Origin of the sequence: Pelagovum sp. HNIBRBA483, assembly GCF_040931995.1 — a bacterium.
GTDB lineage: Bacteria > Pseudomonadota > Alphaproteobacteria > Rhodobacterales > Rhodobacteraceae > JAEPMR01.
Window position 1 is genome coordinate 2,927,132 of the sequence record NZ_CP162412.1, and the last position, 17,167, is coordinate 2,944,298.

Below are 17,167 nucleotides of genomic sequence, written 5' to 3' on the forward strand. Positions count from 1 at the left end.
TTAGTAGCTGAACTCTTTGTAAATCTTGCTCAGGTCACCATTCCACGCACCGTGATAAGCGTCGAGCAGTTCATCAGCAGGTGTCTTACCCGACTCGACGCTCTCATGCAGCGCGTTGAGGAAATGCGTCTCATCCGCCACCATGCCACCGGCACCTGGAACCGCGCGCGCCTTCAGTCCGCTCGCGGCGATTTCAACCGCTTGTCGGGCCAGATCATGCATCTTGAGCCCGTTAACCTCAGCCTGTAGCCCCTGCTCGGAGGCCGCCACACGCAGCGCCTCGCGCGTCTCGGCATCCCAGCCTTTGACCATATCCCACGCAGCATCCAAAGCGCTCTGATCATAGGTCAATCCGACCCAGAACGCAGGTAAGGCACAGAGCCGCCGCCAAGGGCCGCCATCCGCGCCGCGCATCTCGATAAATTGCTTGATCCGCGCCTCGGGGAAAACCGTCGTCAGGTGATCCGCCCAGTCGCTCAGCGTCGGCTTCTCACCAGGCAATGCGGGCAGCTCCCCCTTCAAAAAATCGCGGAAGGATTGCCCAAGCGCATTAATGTATTTTCCATCGCGATAGACAAAATACATCGGTACATCCAGCACCCACTCCGCCCAGCGCTCAAAGCCCATGCCCTCCTCGAACACCCAAGGCAACATTCCCGTGCGCGAATCGTCCAAGCTGCGCCAAATCCGGCTGCGCCAGCTCTTGTGGCTGTTCGGCTTGCCCTCGAAGAACGGCGAATTCGCGAAAAGCGCTGTCGCCACCGGCTGGAGCGCCAGCGCCACGCGCAACTTCTGCACCATGTCGGCTTCCGAGCCAAAATCGAGGTTCACCTGCACGGTGCAGGTGCGATACATCATCTGCTTTCCATGCGTGCCGACGCGGTCCATGTAATCCGTCATCAGCTTGTAGCGGCCCTTCGGCATCACCGGCATTTGCTCATGAGTCCACTCCGGCGCCGCACCCAGCCCGATGAAGCCAACGCCGATCTCATCCGCGACCGCCTTCACCTCACGCAGGTGCTCGTTCACTTCGTCACAAGTCTGATGGATGCTCTCCAATGGCGCGCCGGAAAGCTCCAACTGGCCACCAGGCTCAAGGCTGACATTCGCGCCGTCTTTCTTGAGGCCGATCAGGTTTCCAGCTTCCTCAATCGGCTCCCAACCGTAGCGATCCTTCAACCCCTCCAGCACTGCCAGAACCGACCGCTCGCCGGCATAGGGGAGCGGCTGCAGCGTATCTTTGCAGTAACCGAACTTCTCGTGCTCGGTGCCAATCCGCCATTGATCACGGGGCTTGCACCCGTCAGCGAGGAATTGTGCAAGCTGCTCATGCCGCTCGATGGGGCCGCCGCCGGACTGGGGAATGGACATAGCTTGTTTCCGTCGCTGACTGTTAACTCGGGGCAGAGGTGGCGCGGTGTGCGGGCAAAGTCAATGGATGCGCCGCAATTCCCGCACCCAAAGCGCCGTCCGCACAGAAGGTGTGTTTGAAAGCACATCAAGCACCTTGCCCGTCCGCAATCCCGGCAGCGCGGCAAAAGCATCGAACAACACTTCCGATCCCGCCGCATCGATCGGGATCTCCAGCCGCGTTCCATCCTGTCCCGTCAATATCCAGTGTGGCGCGGGGTAGGCATCAGGCTCGATCTCCAGTTCAGCAAGGTCGTCAAGATCAACGACACCGCCCGTGAGCGGGCCAAAGTAGGCCACGCGGCGCTCATCCACCGTTACAACGCCGATGCCCCCGCTGCGCGCAAACCGCACCCTTTGCACCGCCAGAAGTGCCAGCACAGCGCCAGCCGCGAGCATCGCCCAACCAAGCCATTTCAAAGGGCCGAAACTGGTGCTTCCCCACCACGCGCCTAATGCTGCCAGCAAAACCGCTGCAAAAACTTCGCGCCATTTCCATAGCGCCGCCCGCGCCTCCGGCCTGAAGAACCCTTCCATCACCAGTCCCCTAGTGCCTGCTGCCAAATCGTCATCGCCGCCACCGCCGCAGTATCGGCGCGCAGAATACGCGGCCCAAGGCTCACCGCATGTGCAAACGGCAAGCCGCGCAGTTTGGCCCTTTCGGCATCCGAAAACCCACCTTCAGGCCCAATCAGAATCGCCCATGGCCCCTTGCCCGCCGCGCCAAGCACCTGCCCCGCGCCCACCAGCGCTTCGTCACAAAACATCAAGTGCCGCTCTTCCGGCCAATCGGCCAACACGCGCTCTAGCTTCAGCGGCTCGGCCACCTCCGGCACAAAGGTACCGCCGCATTGCTCCGCTGCTTCAACCGCATGCGCCTGCAAGCGATCCACCCGCACCCGCTCCGAATTGGTGAAGTCTGTCACCACCGGCACGATCCGCGCCGCGCCCATTTCAGTGGCCTTTTCAACGATGAAATCCGTACGGGCTTTCTTGATCGGCGCAAAAAGCAGCCACAAATCCGGCGGCAGTTGCAGGGTCCGCGTCTGGGCGCGGCAGGTAAGAACGCCACCTCGCTTCCCCGCTTCGATGACTTCTCCATCCCACTCGCCATCGCGCCCGTTAAACAGTGACAGCACCGCACCAACCTGCAACCGCATCACCCCGAAAAGGTAATGCGCCTGCTCTCGCGAGAGGGGAACCATTTGCCCTTCCCCTAAAGGCTGATCTACATAGAGCCGAACCTTGGATGCCATGAGCCGAACCATATGACCGAGAAGAGCCAAGCGCCAGCGCCTTCGTCGCCGGATACCGTCGCAGATGCGGTCCAAGGCAACTGGGTCGACCGATACGCGCCAGCTGCTACCCGCCCCTACCTGCGCCTCAGCCGCGCCGACCGGCCTATCGGCACTTGGCTGTTGCTGCTCCCCTGCTGGTGGGCGCTCGCGCTTTCATCTCTGCAAACAGGGCGCTTCGGGCTGTTCGAACTATGGATCGCCATAGGTTGCGCCATTGGCGCGTTCCTGATGCGCGGCGCTGGCTGCACATGGAACGACATCACCGACCGCGATTTCGATGGTGCCGTCGCCCGCACCCGCTCACGCCCGCTTCCCTCCGGTCAGGTCACAACGCGCGGCGCGGTGCTGTGGATGGTCGCGCAAGCACTTGTGGCGCTTCTAATCCTTCTAACCTTCCCGCCTGTCGCCATTCTCCTCGGGGTTCTGTCGCTGATCCCTGTCGCTATCTACCCCTTCGCCAAGCGCTTCACCTACTGGCCGCAAATCTTCCTTGGCCTTGCTTTCAATTGGGGCGCTTTACTGGTTTGGGCCGCGCAATCGGGGCGCTTTGCATGGGAATCCCTCCTGCTCTACGCCGCTGGAATCGTCTGGACGCTGTTTTACGATACGATCTACGCCTATCAGGATGTCGAGGATGACGCCCTCATCGGCATCAAATCAACTGCCCGCCTGTTTGGGGATACGGCCCCCCGCTGGCTGCGACGTTTCCTGATCGGCGCGGTTCTTCTCCTCGGCGCTGCGGCCCTCTTGGCCACCATCGACCGGAGCGTGCTGTCTCTTGTGCTTGCCCTTGGAGGCGCTTGGGCAATGGGCTGGCACTTGATGTGGCAGCTCAGCCGCTTCGACCCCGCCAATCAACAAACGCTTCTCGCCCTGTTTCGCTCAAACCGGAACGCTGGGCTCATTCCCTTGCTGTTTTTTGCCGCTGCGGCATTCGGCTGATTGAATAGAGCGCCCGCGCACCATACAGAGAACTGAAGCATCAAGAAGAACACGCATGAACCAGCGCTTTTCCTCCATCCTCCTGCCGCTTGCCGCCTTCACGGTGGCCGCGATCCTGTCGGCGCTTGGCGCCCGCGTCGCGGTTTCACTGGTCGAGGATCTGTCCCGCTCGGCGGTGCAGGAAGCCCTCGCGGATGACGGTCAGCAATGGGCAGACGTGCTGGGCGATGGCTTGCAGGTTGTTATCGAAGGGACCGCCCCCAACGAGGCCGCCCGCTTCCGCGCGATGAGCATCGCAGGCCGCCATGTGGATGCCAGCCGCGTGATCGACAATATCTCCGTGGTCCAACGTGATGATATAATCGTGCCTGAATTCGTGGTCGAGATCCTGCGCAGCGACAGCGGCATTTCCCTGATCGGCCTTGCACCTGCCACGACGGACCGCGATGTCCTGACCCGCTCCTTGTCAGAAATCGCTGGCAACACCCGCGTCGCCGACCTGCTAGAGCTTGCCGAATATCCCGCGCCACCCGAATGGCGCAGCGCAATGACCTACGCCACCCGTGTCTTGCGCGAACTGCCCCGCGCTAAAATCTCGGTCCGCGCGGGCAGGGTCGAAATTTCCGCCATCGCCGAAAGTGCCGCTGAAAAGCGCGACTTGGAGCGCGAACTTGCCGATATGGCGCCGCGCAACGTCGCGACCCGCATCGCCATCACCGCGCCGCGCCCCGTCGTTACGCCTTTCACACTGCGCTTCACGCTCAATGCGCAAGGCGGCAGCTTCGATGCCTGCGTCGCCGAAACCTTCGATGATCGCGATCTCATGATCGAAGCCGCCCGCGCCATTGGCTTTGAGGGCGACGTGACCTGCCCCATCGCAATCGGCGCCCCTGACCCAGAGTGGAGCCGCGTGGTGAGCCAAGCGATCAGCACGCTGGGCGCGCTTGGTGGCGGCACCTTGACCGTCTCTGATACCGATCTGCACATCATTGCCCAGCAAGGCACGGACGAAACGCTCTTCGACACCCAAATCACCGCACTGGCCGATGCCCTACCGGCGCTTTACGCACTCGAAGCCGACCTCCCCGCCCCTCCCGCCCCCGAGGGTGGCGAGGAAGCACTGGTCGCCTCTTTTACCGGCACCCTCAGCCCCGAAGGTCTTGCCCAATTCCGCGGTATGATCGGCGACGATCTGATGAAGATCACCGCCGACAACTACGCCGCCGCCCGCTTCGGACGCAGTAGCCTCTCCATCCGCACGACGGTCGAACCCTCCGTTCCATCGGGCTGGAATATCCGAGTTCTGACTGCAATCGAGGCCCTGTCCCGCCTGAAGAACGGCGCGGTATCCGTTTCGCCCGAAAGCGTAACCTTAACCGGCACAACAAACGATCCAGAAGCCAGCACAGCGATTTCAGCCCTGTTTATCGAGAAATTCGGTCAAGACGGATCTTTCGACATCGACATCGAGTTTGTCGAAGAAATCCCCGAAGAGGAAAGCGGCCCGACCCCGCAGGAATGTCTCGCCAGTATTCGCGCAATCACAGACGAAACCAAAATCCTCTTTGACCCCGGTTCCGCGACCCTCACCGCCGAAACCCGCCCTGTGATCGACGACATTGCAAAGGTACTCCGCGATTGCCCCGAATTGCCACTGGAAGTGGCAGGCTACACCGATAGCCAAGGCCGCGAAGTGATGAACCAGCAACTCAGCCAGGAACGCGCCGAAGCCGTTCTGACAGCGCTGCGCGGCCGCCGTGTGTTGACCGGATCGTTCCGTTCCATCGGATACGGCGAGGAAAACCCGATCGCCGATAACGATACCGAAGAAGGCCGCGAAGCCAACCGCAGGATCGAATTCCACCTCTACGACCCCGAGTCCGAGGACGGCGGGCGGCTGGAAACAGACGCCACCGCCGATTCTGCCGAGCAAGACACAGCGGCGGATGATGCCACCGGCGAGGCCGAAGATACCGATGTGCCTACCGCTGATGGTACCGACGAGACAACGGGCGATGCGCCCACGTCGGAAAGCGACGCTACTGCCGCCGACGCGCCAGAAACGGACTCGCCTGATACCGACACACCCGCAAACGACACGCCCGACGCAACAGACTCAGAGGGATGACGCCGTGAACAGAACCGAATTCATCATCGCGACAGCCATCGTGCTGTTCATGGCCTTCTGCCTTGGCTGGTTCGCCAATTGGCTGGTGCACCGTTTCAACCGCGTCTCCGCTTCCGATATTGGAGAGCTGGAGAAAATGGCAAAAACCTTGCACGAGGCCGAAGAGGAACGTGACCGCGCCGTCACCTCCCAGCGTGAAAGCGAAGGTGCCCTGCGCAGCCAACTCTCGCAAACCGAGGCCGAACTGCGCGCCGCGATGGATGGGTTGAGGGACGCTCGGCGCGAGGCCGAGGAACTGCGCTCCTATATCGAACGGAAAAATATGGGCAGCTAGTCGCCCCGCGGCGCCGCCGCGCGTCTCAACCTGTCATTGATCGCGCGGCCCAAACCGTGATCAGGGATGGGCGATACCGCGATCCGCTCCGCACCCTCGTCATCCAGCCGGTGCAGCGCTGCGAAAAGGCTTGCCGCAGCTTCTGTCAGATCGCCCGAAGGGGAAAGGTTCAGCGCCGCGCCCTCAACATCCCCGAAACCGAGCAATATCTCGCCTGCTTCAGGTGACGTCACGTTGAGCCGCACTCTCCCGCGTGGCGCATAATGGGACAGCAATTGCCCTGGTGACTTCGGCGCATTCGGGTCTTCTTCCGTCTGCAACGGATAGCCCAGGCAAGCCTCAATGGCCTCTACCGGCAAGCCGCCCGCGCGCATTAATACGGGCGCTCCCGCACAGCCGATGATCGTCGATTCCAGCCCGACCTCGCAAGCGCCGCCGTCCACCACCGCAGCGATCCGGCCCGCCAACCCCCCCATGACATGCGCTGCCGCTGTCGGGCTGATCCGCCCCGAAGGGTTGGCAGACGGCGCCGCCACAGGGGCGCCAAATGCCTTGAGGAGCGCCCGCCCAACAGGGTGATCCGGCACCCGCACCGCAACCGTGTCCAGCCCTGCTGTCACTAGTTTAGAGATCCCGCTCTCCGCGCGTAGCGGCAAAACCAACGTCATCGCACCCGGCCAAAAAGCCTGCGCCAGTCGCCCCGCTTCGGGCGTGAAATGGCAATATTTTTCGGCGGTTTCTGCGCTATCGACATGGATGATGAGCGGGTTGAAACTTGGCCGCCCCTTCGCCGCATAAATACCCGCCACCGCTTCGTCGTTTCGCGCATCGGCACCCAGCCCGTAGACAGTCTCCGTTGGGAAGGCCACCAGCCTTCCATCCGCCAGCAACCGCGCCGCTTCGTCGATTCCGTCTGCATCGGGACGTAACGTAACTGTTCGCTCATGCTGGTTCATAACGTCGCGTTCTCATTGATAACCGATGCGCGATCCATACGCTGGTTAACTCGGAAGTCCAACACCTTGGCAACAGGGTGCCCTCAATACCGGAAGCCGAAATGCCTTATACGAGCCCTGCACAAGACATCTATTTCACGCTTTCCCATGTTCTCGATTTCAAGTCGGTTCAGGGCACAGATCGCTTTGCCGATGCGACAGACGAGACAACACGCGCCATCCTCACCGAAGCCGCCCGCCTGTGTGATGACGTGCTCGCGCCGTTGAACCGCGCTGGTGATACCCACCCTGCCCGCCTCGAAAACGGCATCGTCCGCACCTCGCCCGGCTTTTCTGATGGGTACCGCGCGATTGCCGTTGGCGGTTGGGTCGGCATCGCCTCGTCCCCCGAATTCGGCGGCATGGGGCTGCCGCTCACACTTGCGACGGCTGTGAATGATATGATGGCCGGCGCCTGCCTGTCGCTTCAGTTGAACCCATTAATGACCCAAGGCCAGATCGAAGCCTTGGAAAAGCACGCCTCCGACACCCTAAAAGAGTTGTACCTGCCCAAGCTCATCTCGGGGGAGTGGAACGGCACGATGAACCTGACAGAGCCGCAAGCCGGTTCAGATGTCGGCGCACTCACCACCAAAGCAACCCCAAACGACGATGGCACCTACGCCATCACCGGCCAGAAGATTTACATCTCTTGGGGCGACAATGACTTCACCGGCAATGTCTGCCATCTCGTCCTTGCGCGCCTGCCGGATGCCGCGCCGGGAACGAAAGGCATCAGCCTTTTCATGGTCCCAAAATGGCTCCCCAATGCGGATGGTACGGCGGGCGCAGCGAATGCGCTCCGCGTTGTCAGCCTTGAACACAAGACCGGCCTGCACGGATCGCCCACGGCAGTGATGAGCTATGAAGGCGCGACGGGCTGGCTCGTCGGCGCGCCGCATGCGGGCATGGCGGCCATGTTCACCATGATGAACAACGCCCGCCTCGGCGTCGGCACACAAGGCATCGGCGTCGCCGAAGGCGCTTTCCAAAAGGCACTCGCCTATGCACAGGACCGCCAGCAAGGCCGCGCAAAGATCGTTGAACATGCAGATGTCCGGCGGATGCTCGCAACGATGAAGGCCGAAACATTCGCCGCCCGCGCCATCGCGCTGGATTGCGCCATTTCGCTCGATATGGCGACGGCGACAGCTGATCCGGCCGCAACCGCCCGCGCTGCTTTCCTGACCCCGATCGCCAAGGCTTTCGGCACCGAAACGGGCATTTCCGTTTCCAATCTGGGGATTCAGGTGCACGGCGGCATGGGCTATATCGAGGAGACAGGCGCAAGCCAGTACCTGCGCGATGTCAGGGTCACTGCGATCTACGAAGGCACCAACGGCATTCAGGCGATGGACCTCGTTGGCCGCAAGCTGATGGATGAAGGCGAGGCCGCATTTGCCCTCCTCGAAGAGATTGAAACCGCCACCGAAAAAGCCCGCGCTAGCCTCCCCGATCTGGCCGATCCTGTTTGGCAGGCCGCCGAAACTCTGCGCGAAGCAACCGAGGCATTGCTTGCCCGCGATCCGGCGTCCCGCATGGGTGCATCGGTGCCCTATCTCATGGGCTTTGCCAGCGTTCTCGGGGGGCATTACCACCTCGCCGCTGCGCTCAGCGGAGATGCCAGCCGCACCCGCCTAGCCCAGTTCTACATCAGTCACCTTCTGCCAAAACATGCTGGAGATCTGGCCCGCGCCCATGTAGCAGATGACGTGTTGATGAGCCTCACCGCGGAAAACCTCGCCACCCCATGAACACAGATACCCGCATGATCCGCTATCCGGTGGAAACCCCGCCGGAGCACGGCACCGCGCATGAAATCGCTGAAGGCGTGCTCTGGTTCCGCTTCCCGCTGCCAATGGCGCTGGATCACGTCAACATCTACGCGCTGGATGATGGCGACGGCTGGACCCTGATCGACACCGGCATCGACAGCCGCAAATCACGCGCAATCTGGGATACAGTTCTCGCCGGCCCGCTGGCAGGCAAGCCCGTCCACCGCGTGATCATCACTCATCACCACCCCGATCATATCGGCCTTGCTGGCTGGTTCATCGCGCGCGGAGCCGAGCTGGTGATCCCTCGCACCGCCTATCTCGTCGCGCGTATGCTCACACTCGACGAACAGCCACAATATACCGACGACGCGCTCACCTTTTATCAGCGCGCTGGCATGGACCCTGAAATGCTGCAGGCACGGCGCAATGAGCGCCCGTTCAATTTTGCCGATTGCGTCGCCCCGCTTCCCACCGGTTTCACCCGCATCATGGAAGGTGACACCATCCGCATCGGCGGGCGGCTTTGGGATATCCGCATGGGCGACGGTCACGCCCCCGAGCATGCCACCTTCTGGAGCCGCGACGATCATCTCGTGCTCGGCGGCGATCAACTTCTGCCCTCGATCAGCCCGAATATCGGCGTTTACCCCACCGAACCAGAGGCCAACCCACTGGCCGAATGGCTGGCCAGTTGCGCCGCTCTACAGCCCTACGCACGGGCAGAACATCTTGTTCTCGGGGGGCATAAACTGCCCTATTTCGGCTTGCCCACGCGACTGTCCCAGCTGATCGAAAACCACACCGGCGCGCTGGAACGGCTCAGCGCCCATCTGGCAACACCCAAACGCGGCGGCGAGTGTTTCCCACCGCTTTTCAAGCGCGAAATCGGGCCTGCAACCTATGGGCTGGCGCTGGTCGAAGCCATTGCGCACCTCAATTATCTACATCAATCCGGCGCCGCATCGCGCTGGCTGGGCGAGGACGGGACCTATCGCTGGCAGATCACAGGCTCGCCTCGGGTTTGAAGCCATCAGGGACCGTGTCCCGCCCCTCCAACACAAGATCAGCCATTACTGCGCCCACTTTTGGCGCCATGCCAAAGCCGATTTTGAACCCGCCATTGGCAATATATGCGCCCTCGATCAACGGATGCACGCCAAGCATCGGCGCACGGCTCTTGGCCCTCGGCCGTACCCCCGCCCAGCGCTCGATCACCGGCGCATCAGCTAATACAGGGAACGCCGCCCGCGCCCGCGCGATAATGTCGTCGAGCTGTTCGTCGGTTGTATCCGGTACTGCAAATTCTCGTTCTGAGGTCGATCCGATCGCCACCGTCCCGTCCGCATGTGGCACGATATGCAGCGCATCGGCAAAAAGCTGCGGCGCGTCGGCCGCATCAAACTTCAGCAATGCCGCTTGCCCCTTCACCCCGTTGCCCACGGTCTCTCCCATCGCCTCAGAGAGCGCAACCATCCCCTGCCAGCCGGTCGCGTGAACCACTTTCCCCGACACCACTCCATCCCGCAGGATTTCCCCACCGAGCGCCGTAATCGCCGCCGCCAGCGCCAGTGACGCCTGCCGTGGATGCAATCGTGCTGTAAGCGTGTCATGCACCAACCACCCACTTGGCGAAACGGGCGCCCACTCTCCCGCCTCTACTGCGGGTACCACGCGCCACGCGGCCTTTCCCTGCCACAACTCTTTCGCCGTTTCCGCACGGGCATGGGCCATATCCACTGCACGGTCATCGGCCAAGGGCTGCAAACGGCCACTCCTCAAATACCCGGGATCACTGCCACCCTCCTGCGCCACGTCCCGCCAAAAGCCTTCAGCCATTATCAGGCTCTCAAACTGAAACGCTTTCTTATCATTCCAGTTCTCCGGCACATGCGGCGCAAGCGCCCCCACCAAACCACCGCTAGACCCTGCACCGACTCCGGCAGGATCAATCACACGCACACTTGCGCCCCGCTTCACACAGGCATAGGCCACCGACAGGCCAAAAATGCCTGCCCCCAGTACCGTCACATCAACCATTGCCTTCGCGCCGTCCTCTCACCAATCTCGGCCATGTAACTAGGACAACTTGCCATGACTCACCAGACGGCAGACCTTGATTGGCGCGATGACCGCATTCCCGTGTCACGGCAATTCGATGACCCCTATTTCTCGCTTGAGGATGGTCTTGCCGAAACCGAGCATGTCTTTTTACAGGGCAACCACATCGCCACACGCCTGCATGCGCCACTGTCGATTGCCGAACTCGGCTTCGGCACCGGCCTGAACTTCCTTGCGACATGGGCCTTGCACCGCGCCAGCGGCAGCACTTCGCCACTGAAGTTCACCACTTTCGAAGCCTTCCCGATGACGGCAGACGATATGGCCGCTGCCCTCGCCGCCTTCCCGCAGCTCTCTGATCTCGCCGCGCCACTCGTCAAAATGGTGCGCTCAGGTGAGTGGCAAATACAATCTGGCCCCGTGTCACTGCAAGTGATCGTCGGCGACGCCCGCGAAACACTCCCCAAGTGGGAGGGCAAGGCCGATGCATGGTACCTCGATGGCTTCTCCCCCGCCAAAAACCCTGAGCTGTGGGGCGCCGATCTGATGGCGCAAGTCGCCGGCCACACAACCGCAGGCGGCACACTCGCCACCTATACCGCCGCAGGTCACGTCCGCCGCGCGCTTGCGGAAGCAGGGTTCACCGTCACCCGCAGCCCCGGCTTTGGCCGCAAAAGGCACATGACCAGCGCGGAGATGCCCAACTGATGCAAACCAACACCCGCCTCGGCATCCTCCTGATGATCGCCACCACCTTCATCTTCGCCGCGCAAGACAGCATCTCACGCCATCTGGCGGGGGAGTATAACGTCTTCATGGTGGTGATGATCCGCTACTGGTTCTTCGCAGCCTTCGTCATCACAATTGCCGCCCGTCGCGAAGGATCGGTGCGGGCCGCCGCCGCAACCAGCCAGCCCGCCTTACAGATCGGGCGCGGCCTGATCCTCGTTGGGGAAATCTGCGTGATGGTCTATGCCTTTACGCTCCTCGGCCTTGTCGAAAGCCTCGCCGTATTCACCGCCTATCCCCTGATCATCGCCGCCCTTTCCGGCCCCATTCTGGGAGAGAAAGTCGGCTGGCGGCGCTGGTCCGCGATTGGCGTAGGTTTTGTCGGCGTACTGATCATCCTCCAGCCCGGCGTGGGCGTCTTCAGCCCCGCCGCCTTGGTGCCACTGCTTTCCGCCACGCTGTTTGCTATCTACGGCCTGCTCACCCGCTACGCCGCACGGCGCGACAGTACGGCGACCTCATTCTTCTGGACGGGTGTTTCGGGTGCCGTCGCCATCACGCTCATCGGCGTCTGGTTCTGGGAACCGATGACACTGGCCGATTGGGGCTGGATGGCGCTTCTATGCCTGACCGGCGCGAGCGGCCACTGGCTCTTGATCAAATGCTACGAAGTGGCCGAGGCGAGCGCTGTGCAACCGTTTGCCTATATGCAGCTCATCTTCGGCACAGGTTTCGGCATCCTCATTTTCAGCGAAGTTCTGCGCCCCAATGTGGCGCTGGGCGCAGCGATTGTCATGGCTGCGGGCCTGTTCACCTTCTGGCGCGAAAACCGCGCGGCCCGTTAGGCAGGCCGCGCGAATAAGGTCAGTTCGAGCTCTTCATCGGGCAAGTGCTGAAACCGAAAACACGGTACAGCGGGCAATGACCGAAAAGACCCGTCACAAGCGGGACAACCCCGATCCATCCCCATGCCGTCTGTGGCCCAACGAAAACGAGCGACAGCAACACCAAACCCACTACGACTCGCAGGACGCGATCAACTGTTCCTTCGTTCCTGATCATTTCAAATGCCTCCATTTGTTTGCTTCCCGACTATCATAGCAAATGTTTGGGCAATCGTCGGTGACAAAGTCACCTGTCCTCATCTGCGATCCGCTGCAAGGCGTCCCGATTGGTGATGGCGATACCTTCCTTGCGCTGCGTCACAAACCCACGCGCTGCAAAATCCGCCAAACGACGGCTGACATAGGCTCGCCCGCTCGCGGTTTCAGCAGCCAGCGCATGATGCGTTGCCGCAACCAGCCCCGCCCCATCCGCCCCGCAAACTGCGCCGCTGGGATGATCTCGCCCTTCAGATCAGTCTCTGCCATCCCTTCGGCAGCATAGGTCGTCCCATCCACAAGGCAGGAAAAGGTCTGCAAACATACCTCCCCCGGCCGCACCCGATAGAGCACCACTTCCCGCCCACTGGCCCCTGTTAAAGTTACCTTGATCGCGCCTTGAGCCAGTATCAGATAGCCCGCGCACTCCTGCCCCGGCTGAAAGATCACCTGTCCCTTCTTCGCTTCGAACGGTCTTTGCATCTCACCCACCTGCACCCGCGAACCACTGCGATCAAGTGAACGCAGCCAGCCGCAAAGTTGCAAGGATGATCTGTCGTCCGCGCTAGCGGCTCGGCCGCGCAACGGGGCGCATCGTACGCTCCGGCACCAAATCCGACGGCGCTTCACCCGACTCAGGGCGGGCAACAGGCGTCAGCGTTGCTTCCGGCACCAGCCCAGAAACCGGCCGCGCGGCTACGGGCGGCAAGCCGCGCCGCAACAGGGCCTCCAGCCCGATGTCACCACCCGCGTTGCCCAACCGCGCCCGATAGACGATCACCGCCTCCGCCACGCGCTGCACATAATTTCGCGTTTCGCGGAACGGGATATGCTCAAGCCAGTCAATGATATCGACATCGTCATTGCGTGGGTCACCCCGCGCTTCGACCCACTCGTCCGCGCGGCGTGGACCCGCATTATAACCCACCGCGACGAGCGCCAAGCCATCGCCAAAGCGTTCATACAAGCGCGCGAGATAGCCGGTTCCCAGTTCCGCATTATAGGCCCAATCCGCCGTCAACCGCCCGCGCGAATAAGGCAGGTCCAGAAACCCTGCCATTTCCTCTGCCGTGCCGGGCATCAGTTGCATCAGTCCCAGCGCCCCAGCCGGACTGCCCACCACCGGATTGAACTCGCTCTCCCGCCGCGCAAAAGCCAAACCGATCTCTGGCGCGACAGCCAAGCTCCGCTCCGCCAACGGATGTAAGGGGAATTGCACCGCCGGAAGGAATATCCCCCGCGTTGCCGCGGTCTTGCCCAGCAAAATCTCGAAAAACGGCTCGCCTGCCTCTTCCAGATACGCCCCCAATCGCGCCAGATCATCAGGCTCCAGCTCCCGCGCGAGGTGAAAGACGAAAGCAACCGCACCTGCCCGTTCCCCACCGGCAATCAGCTTTTGAAGCGCTTGGAAACGGTCATCCGCTGCCAGAGCGGTTCCGCGCCACTGTCCCAATGACGCCCGCCCCGCCAGCGCTGGGTCCAATGGCCGCCCCACCCGTTCCGCTGCGAGCTGCCCGTAAAAGGCGCTCTGATGTTCCGCCGCGCGGGCAAAAGCGGCTTGTGCTGCCTCGGCATTGCCCAGTTCCAAATGCGCGCGCCCTGTCCAATACCATGCCCGCCCCAAGGAAATCGCTCCGTCGACCGCATCAGCCGTCCGCTGGAAATGCGCCACTGCCGCTGCCGGTTCATTCAATTTCCGCAGCGCGATGTAGCCGGCCAGCCATTCAAGATCGGCAAAATCCTCACCCTCGCTCGGCTCAAGCCCGTGTGTTGCAGCCAGAAGGTAAGCCGAGCGATCTTCGCCCTCACGCATCTGCCAACGCGCGATCACCCGCCGCCAATTGGCCCAGCGGGCCGCATCGCCCAGCTCCGTTTGCGCACGCAACAGGCCCATCGCATCCGTCCAATCGCCACGCGCCGCCAATTGATTAAAACGGTCCGCCGCAACGGACGCCTTGCCGCGCAGCGCCGCCGGAGCTGCTGCAAAGGCCGCATCGCCCAGTTCTCCGCCTCGCTGAACGGCAATCCTCAGCGCCACCTCCGCCGCGCTCGCTCCGTCCAGCACTGGCAGCAAACGCTCCGCCGCCGATACCGCGCCGCGATCCAACATCGCCGCTGCGCGTTCCGCATGCATTAGCGAAAGGCCACTCTCAAACCGCGCCCGCAGCGCCGTTTCCTCCGCCTCTTCCATCACTAGAGCGAGCCACCCGTCGCGCAGCACCGTCGCTGCACCGACGGCATCATCCATCGCCAGATGCGCTTCAGCTAACAACCGGACGCCGCGCCCCGTCTGCGGTGCATGGCCCTCAAACCAAGCCTTCACCTCTTCGGCAGAAAGCGTTTCGGGCATCACCTTCTCGGCTTCCTCCCGCAATGACCGCAGTTGCGGCCAGTCATCGCGCCGCGCCAGAAAACCCTGCGCCGCCTCAAAGCCCAAACCCCCGCTGCGCAGCTGCATCCATGTCACCAGATCACGCAGCACCGCGTCACCATTTGGGACGGCTGCCGACGCCTCATCCCATGCGCCATCGCGCGTGAACGCAAAAACCCGCGCCAGCGCCGGATCTTCGGCAACTATTTGCGCGGCCGCCCCTGTTGCAAGTGACAGGCACAAGGAAAGGGTCAGGAAAACCCGTCTCATCGAAAACAACTGCCTCATATTTGTTTTGCTCTATCCTAGCCTGCCGCCACACAATATCAATTCACCAACTTGGCAATCGGCGGAAACCCGTCTAGGTTCCGCGCGATTTTAGTCGGGTAGAATCTCCTGCCCCTACAAAGGAAACGCACCATGTTCCGTGGGTCCCTCCCCGCACTCGTCACCCCCTTCGACAACGGCCAGCTTGATCTCGAAACGCTGGAGAAACTTGTCGAATGGCACATCGCGGAGGGAAGTCACGGCCTCGTTCCCGTCGGCACCACGGGCGAAAGCCCCACGCTCAGCCATTCCGAGCATGACCTCGTTGTCGAAACGGTGGTCAAAACCGTCGCCGGTCGCGTTCCGGTAATTGCCGGTGCTGGGTCAAACAACACGATCGAAACCGTTCGCCTTGTTGAGGCTGCCAAGAATGCCGGCGCAGATGCCGCGCTTGTGGTGACGCCTTATTACAACAAGCCCACCCAGCGCGGGCTTCTCGCCCATTTCCTTGCAGCGGCTGAATGCGGCCTGCCGATTATCATTTACAACATCCCCGGCCGCTCGGTTGTTGATATGACGCCCGCGACGATGGGCGAATTGGCCAAACATCCGATGATCGTCGGTGTGAAAGACGCCACAGGCGACCTCGCCCGCGTGCCCAAGCAGCGCCGTTGCTGCGGCACCGATTTCATTCAGCTCTCAGGCGAGGACGCCACCGCGCTCGGCTTCAACGCCCACGGCGGCACCGGCTGCATTTCCGTCACCGCCAACGTTGCGCCAAAGCTTTGCAGCCAGTTTCAGGAAGCCACCCTCCGCGGCGACTACACCGCCGCTCTGGAACTCCTCGACCGCCTGATGCCGCTGCACGAAGCCATCTTCATGGAGCCCGGCGTTGCAGGCGCGAAATACGCGATGTCCCTGCTGGGCCTGTGTAAAGACGAAGTGCGCTCCCCCCTCACCCCGCTCGATGAAGGCACCCGCCTCTCGATCAAGGACGCGATGAAGCACGCTGGTTTGATCAACTAATTCAGGCCTATGCCGCAAAGAAAAGGACCGCAAAAGCGGTCCTTTTTGCATATTAATATTTTCATTTTGATTTCATAAAATCAAAATTCCACACCAATCTGTGCTTTGATCCCAGCGCGGAACGGGTGCTTCACCAGCTCCATTTCAGTCACCAGATCGGCAATTTCGATCAGGTCGTCATGCGCGTTGCGCCCCGTCAGAACTACATGCGTCATCTCTGGCTTTTCCTCCACGAGGAACTGCACAACTTCTTTGATGTCCACATAATCATAGCGGATCGCGATGTTGATCTCATCCAGAAGCACCATCGTGTTGGACGGATCGCGGATCAGCTCTTTCGATTTTTCCCACGCCGCCTGCGCCATTTCGATATCGCGGGTTTTGTCTTGGGTTTCCCAAGTAAAGCCCTCACCCATCGTGTAGAACTCACAGACGTCACCAAACCGCTCGGTGATCAGGTTGCGCTCGCCGCATTCCATCCCACCTTTGATAAACTGCACCACGGCGCATTTCATCCCATGCGCAATACAGCGAAAGATCATCCCGAACGCGGCCGAGGATTTGCCCTTGCCCTTGCCGGTATGGACGATGATCAAGCCCTTCTTATCGGTCTTGGTGGCCATGATCTTGTCGCGGGCGGCCTTCTTCTTGGCCATCTTCATCGCGTGGCGGTCTGCATCCTCGGTCATATCGTCCTCCATCTTTCATCCCACCCTGCGGCAGCGCCGCGA

The 17,167-nt window shown here is 61.6% G+C and carries 17 protein-coding genes and 1 pseudogene; 8 read left to right on the forward strand and 10 right to left on the reverse strand.

The window, feature by feature from the left end:
- Genes AB1E42_RS14385 through AB1E42_RS14395 form a run of 3 tightly spaced genes read right to left on the reverse strand, consistent with a single transcriptional unit; the run spans window position 1 to window position 2,666 of the window.
- The gene (locus AB1E42_RS14385) at window positions 1-1,371 is read right to left on the reverse strand and encodes a glutamate--cysteine ligase (protein ID WP_368344924.1); all 1,371 of its coding nucleotides are present in this window, start codon (window positions 1,369-1,371) and stop codon (window positions 1-3) included.
- A 60-nt stretch (window positions 1,372-1,431) separates the two neighbouring features.
- The gene (locus tag AB1E42_RS14390) at window positions 1,432-1,947 is read right to left on the reverse strand and encodes a hypothetical protein (protein ID WP_368344925.1); all 516 of its coding nucleotides are present in this window, start codon (window positions 1,945-1,947) and stop codon (window positions 1,432-1,434) included.
- Complete coding sequence (locus tag AB1E42_RS14395; RefSeq protein WP_368344926.1) at window positions 1,947-2,666, reverse strand: 16S rRNA (uracil(1498)-N(3))-methyltransferase; 720 nt, start codon at window positions 2,664-2,666, stop codon at window positions 1,947-1,949. The genes AB1E42_RS14390 and AB1E42_RS14395 overlap by 1 nt, the downstream gene beginning before the upstream one ends.
- 12 nt (window positions 2,667-2,678) lie before the next feature.
- Here AB1E42_RS14395 and ubiA point away from each other — a divergent pair, with 12 nt between their 5' ends.
- The 3 genes from ubiA to AB1E42_RS14410 are packed head-to-tail and all read left to right on the forward strand — an operon-like array spanning window position 2,679 to window position 6,112.
- Window positions 2,679-3,650, forward strand: coding sequence for a 4-hydroxybenzoate octaprenyltransferase (gene ubiA, locus AB1E42_RS14400; protein ID WP_368344927.1), 972 nt, complete (start codon window positions 2,679-2,681; stop codon window positions 3,648-3,650).
- Between the two features lie 55 nt (window positions 3,651-3,705).
- Window positions 3,706-5,778: an OmpA family protein gene (locus AB1E42_RS14405; RefSeq protein WP_368344928.1), complete on the forward strand. Its 2,073-nt coding sequence runs from the start codon at window positions 3,706-3,708 to the stop codon at window positions 5,776-5,778.
- Between the two features lie 4 nt (window positions 5,779-5,782).
- Entirely contained in the window at window positions 5,783-6,112 is a 330-nt protein-coding gene (locus AB1E42_RS14410) for a hypothetical protein (RefSeq protein ID WP_368344929.1), read from the forward strand.
- Here AB1E42_RS14410 and AB1E42_RS14415 read toward each other — a convergent pair.
- Window positions 6,109-7,068 (reverse strand): L-threonylcarbamoyladenylate synthase, encoded by a 960-nt coding sequence (locus AB1E42_RS14415; RefSeq protein ID WP_368344930.1) that lies wholly within the window; start codon window positions 7,066-7,068, stop codon window positions 6,109-6,111. The two genes, AB1E42_RS14410 and AB1E42_RS14415, sit on opposite strands and share 4 nt — an antisense overlap.
- A gap of 101 nt (window positions 7,069-7,169) precedes the next feature.
- Here AB1E42_RS14415 and AB1E42_RS14420 point away from each other — a divergent pair, with 101 nt between their 5' ends.
- Together AB1E42_RS14420 and AB1E42_RS14425 are read left to right on the forward strand one after the other, a co-directional pair.
- Entirely contained in the window at window positions 7,170-8,861 is a 1,692-nt protein-coding gene (locus AB1E42_RS14420; protein ID WP_368344931.1) for an acyl-CoA dehydrogenase, read from the forward strand.
- Complete coding sequence (locus AB1E42_RS14425; protein ID WP_368344932.1) at window positions 8,858-9,910, forward strand: MBL fold metallo-hydrolase; 1,053 nt, start codon at window positions 8,858-8,860, stop codon at window positions 9,908-9,910. Before AB1E42_RS14420 ends, AB1E42_RS14425 begins: the two co-directional genes overlap by 4 nt.
- Here the strand turns inward: AB1E42_RS14425 and AB1E42_RS14430 are convergent.
- Window positions 9,888-10,922: an NAD(P)/FAD-dependent oxidoreductase gene (locus AB1E42_RS14430; protein ID WP_368344933.1), complete on the reverse strand. Its 1,035-nt coding sequence runs from the start codon at window positions 10,920-10,922 to the stop codon at window positions 9,888-9,890. The two genes, AB1E42_RS14425 and AB1E42_RS14430, sit on opposite strands and share 23 nt — an antisense overlap.
- 54 nt (window positions 10,923-10,976) lie before the next feature.
- On the opposite strand from AB1E42_RS14430, the gene mnmD reads away from it, so the two are divergent.
- Together mnmD and AB1E42_RS14440 are read left to right on the forward strand one after the other, a co-directional pair.
- A complete protein-coding gene (mnmD, locus tag AB1E42_RS14435) occupies window positions 10,977-11,651 on the forward strand; it encodes a tRNA (5-methylaminomethyl-2-thiouridine)(34)-methyltransferase MnmD (RefSeq protein ID WP_368344934.1) in 675 nt (224 codons plus the stop codon).
- Complete coding sequence (locus tag AB1E42_RS14440) at window positions 11,648-12,517, forward strand: DMT family transporter (protein ID WP_368346442.1); 870 nt, start codon at window positions 11,648-11,650, stop codon at window positions 12,515-12,517. The genes mnmD and AB1E42_RS14440 overlap by 4 nt, the downstream gene beginning before the upstream one ends.
- A 19-nt stretch (window positions 12,518-12,536) precedes the next feature.
- Here the strand turns inward: AB1E42_RS14440 and AB1E42_RS14445 are convergent, their stop codons facing one another.
- The 4 genes and pseudogenes from AB1E42_RS14445 to AB1E42_RS14460 form a co-directional block, all read right to left on the reverse strand.
- A complete protein-coding gene (locus tag AB1E42_RS14445) occupies window positions 12,537-12,734 on the reverse strand; it encodes a DUF2892 domain-containing protein (protein WP_368344935.1) in 198 nt (65 codons plus the stop codon).
- A gap of 69 nt (window positions 12,735-12,803) precedes the next feature.
- Window positions 12,804-12,974 carry a helix-turn-helix domain-containing protein gene (locus tag AB1E42_RS14450; protein WP_368346443.1) on the reverse strand — a complete coding sequence of 57 codons (171 nt, stop codon included), beginning with the start codon at window positions 12,972-12,974 and terminating at the stop codon, window positions 12,804-12,806.
- Window positions 12,975-13,054: 80 nt separating this feature from the next.
- Window positions 13,055-13,255: pseudogene (locus AB1E42_RS14455) on the reverse strand (cyclic nucleotide-binding domain-containing protein); the annotation flags it as partial.
- An 82-nt stretch (window positions 13,256-13,337) separates the two neighbouring features.
- The gene (locus AB1E42_RS14460) at window positions 13,338-15,413 is read right to left on the reverse strand and encodes a transglycosylase SLT domain-containing protein (RefSeq protein WP_368344936.1); all 2,076 of its coding nucleotides are present in this window, start codon (window positions 15,411-15,413) and stop codon (window positions 13,338-13,340) included.
- Window positions 15,414-15,563: 150 nt separating this feature from the next.
- Here AB1E42_RS14460 and dapA point away from each other — a divergent pair, with 150 nt between their 5' ends.
- The gene (gene dapA / locus AB1E42_RS14465) at window positions 15,564-16,436 is read left to right on the forward strand and encodes a 4-hydroxy-tetrahydrodipicolinate synthase (protein WP_368344937.1); all 873 of its coding nucleotides are present in this window, start codon (window positions 15,564-15,566) and stop codon (window positions 16,434-16,436) included.
- Window positions 16,437-16,516: 80 nt separating this feature from the next.
- Here dapA and cobO read toward each other — a convergent pair whose 3' ends face one another.
- On the reverse strand, window positions 16,517-17,125 hold the full coding sequence (gene cobO, locus AB1E42_RS14470) for a cob(I)yrinic acid a,c-diamide adenosyltransferase (RefSeq protein ID WP_368344938.1): 609 nt from the start codon (window positions 17,123-17,125) through the stop codon (window positions 16,517-16,519).
- Between the last annotated feature and the right edge of the window lie 42 nt (window positions 17,126-17,167).

What these genes read in the sequence shown, in the direction of transcription:
- AB1E42_RS14385 (WP_368344924.1), bottom strand. Translation starts at nt 1,371, where the DNA reads ATGTCCATTCCCCAGTCCGGCGGCGGCCCCATCGAGCGGCATGAGCAG.
- AB1E42_RS14390 (WP_368344925.1), bottom strand. Translation starts at nt 1,947, where the DNA reads ATGGAAGGGTTCTTCAGGCCGGAGGCGCGGGCGGCGCTATGGAAATGG.
- AB1E42_RS14395 (WP_368344926.1), bottom strand. Translation starts at nt 2,666, where the DNA reads ATGGCATCCAAGGTTCGGCTCTATGTAGATCAGCCTTTAGGGGAAGGG.
- ubiA (WP_368344927.1), top strand. Translation starts at nt 2,679, where the DNA reads ATGACCGAGAAGAGCCAAGCGCCAGCGCCTTCGTCGCCGGATACCGTC.
- AB1E42_RS14405 (WP_368344928.1), top strand. Translation starts at nt 3,706, where the DNA reads ATGAACCAGCGCTTTTCCTCCATCCTCCTGCCGCTTGCCGCCTTCACG.
- AB1E42_RS14415 (WP_368344930.1), bottom strand. Translation starts at nt 7,068, where the DNA reads ATGAACCAGCATGAGCGAACAGTTACGTTACGTCCCGATGCAGACGGA.
- AB1E42_RS14420 (WP_368344931.1), top strand. Translation starts at nt 7,170, where the DNA reads ATGCCTTATACGAGCCCTGCACAAGACATCTATTTCACGCTTTCCCAT.
- AB1E42_RS14425 (WP_368344932.1), top strand. Translation starts at nt 8,858, where the DNA reads ATGAACACAGATACCCGCATGATCCGCTATCCGGTGGAAACCCCGCCG.
- AB1E42_RS14430 (WP_368344933.1), bottom strand. Translation starts at nt 10,922, where the DNA reads ATGGTTGATGTGACGGTACTGGGGGCAGGCATTTTTGGCCTGTCGGTG.
- mnmD (WP_368344934.1), top strand. Translation starts at nt 10,977, where the DNA reads ATGACTCACCAGACGGCAGACCTTGATTGGCGCGATGACCGCATTCCC.
- AB1E42_RS14445 (WP_368344935.1), bottom strand. Translation starts at nt 12,734, where the DNA reads ATGATCAGGAACGAAGGAACAGTTGATCGCGTCCTGCGAGTCGTAGTG.
- AB1E42_RS14460 (WP_368344936.1), bottom strand. Translation starts at nt 15,413, where the DNA reads ATGAGACGGGTTTTCCTGACCCTTTCCTTGTGCCTGTCACTTGCAACA.
- dapA (WP_368344937.1), top strand. Translation starts at nt 15,564, where the DNA reads ATGTTCCGTGGGTCCCTCCCCGCACTCGTCACCCCCTTCGACAACGGC.
- cobO (WP_368344938.1), bottom strand. Translation starts at nt 17,125, where the DNA reads ATGACCGAGGATGCAGACCGCCACGCGATGAAGATGGCCAAGAAGAAG.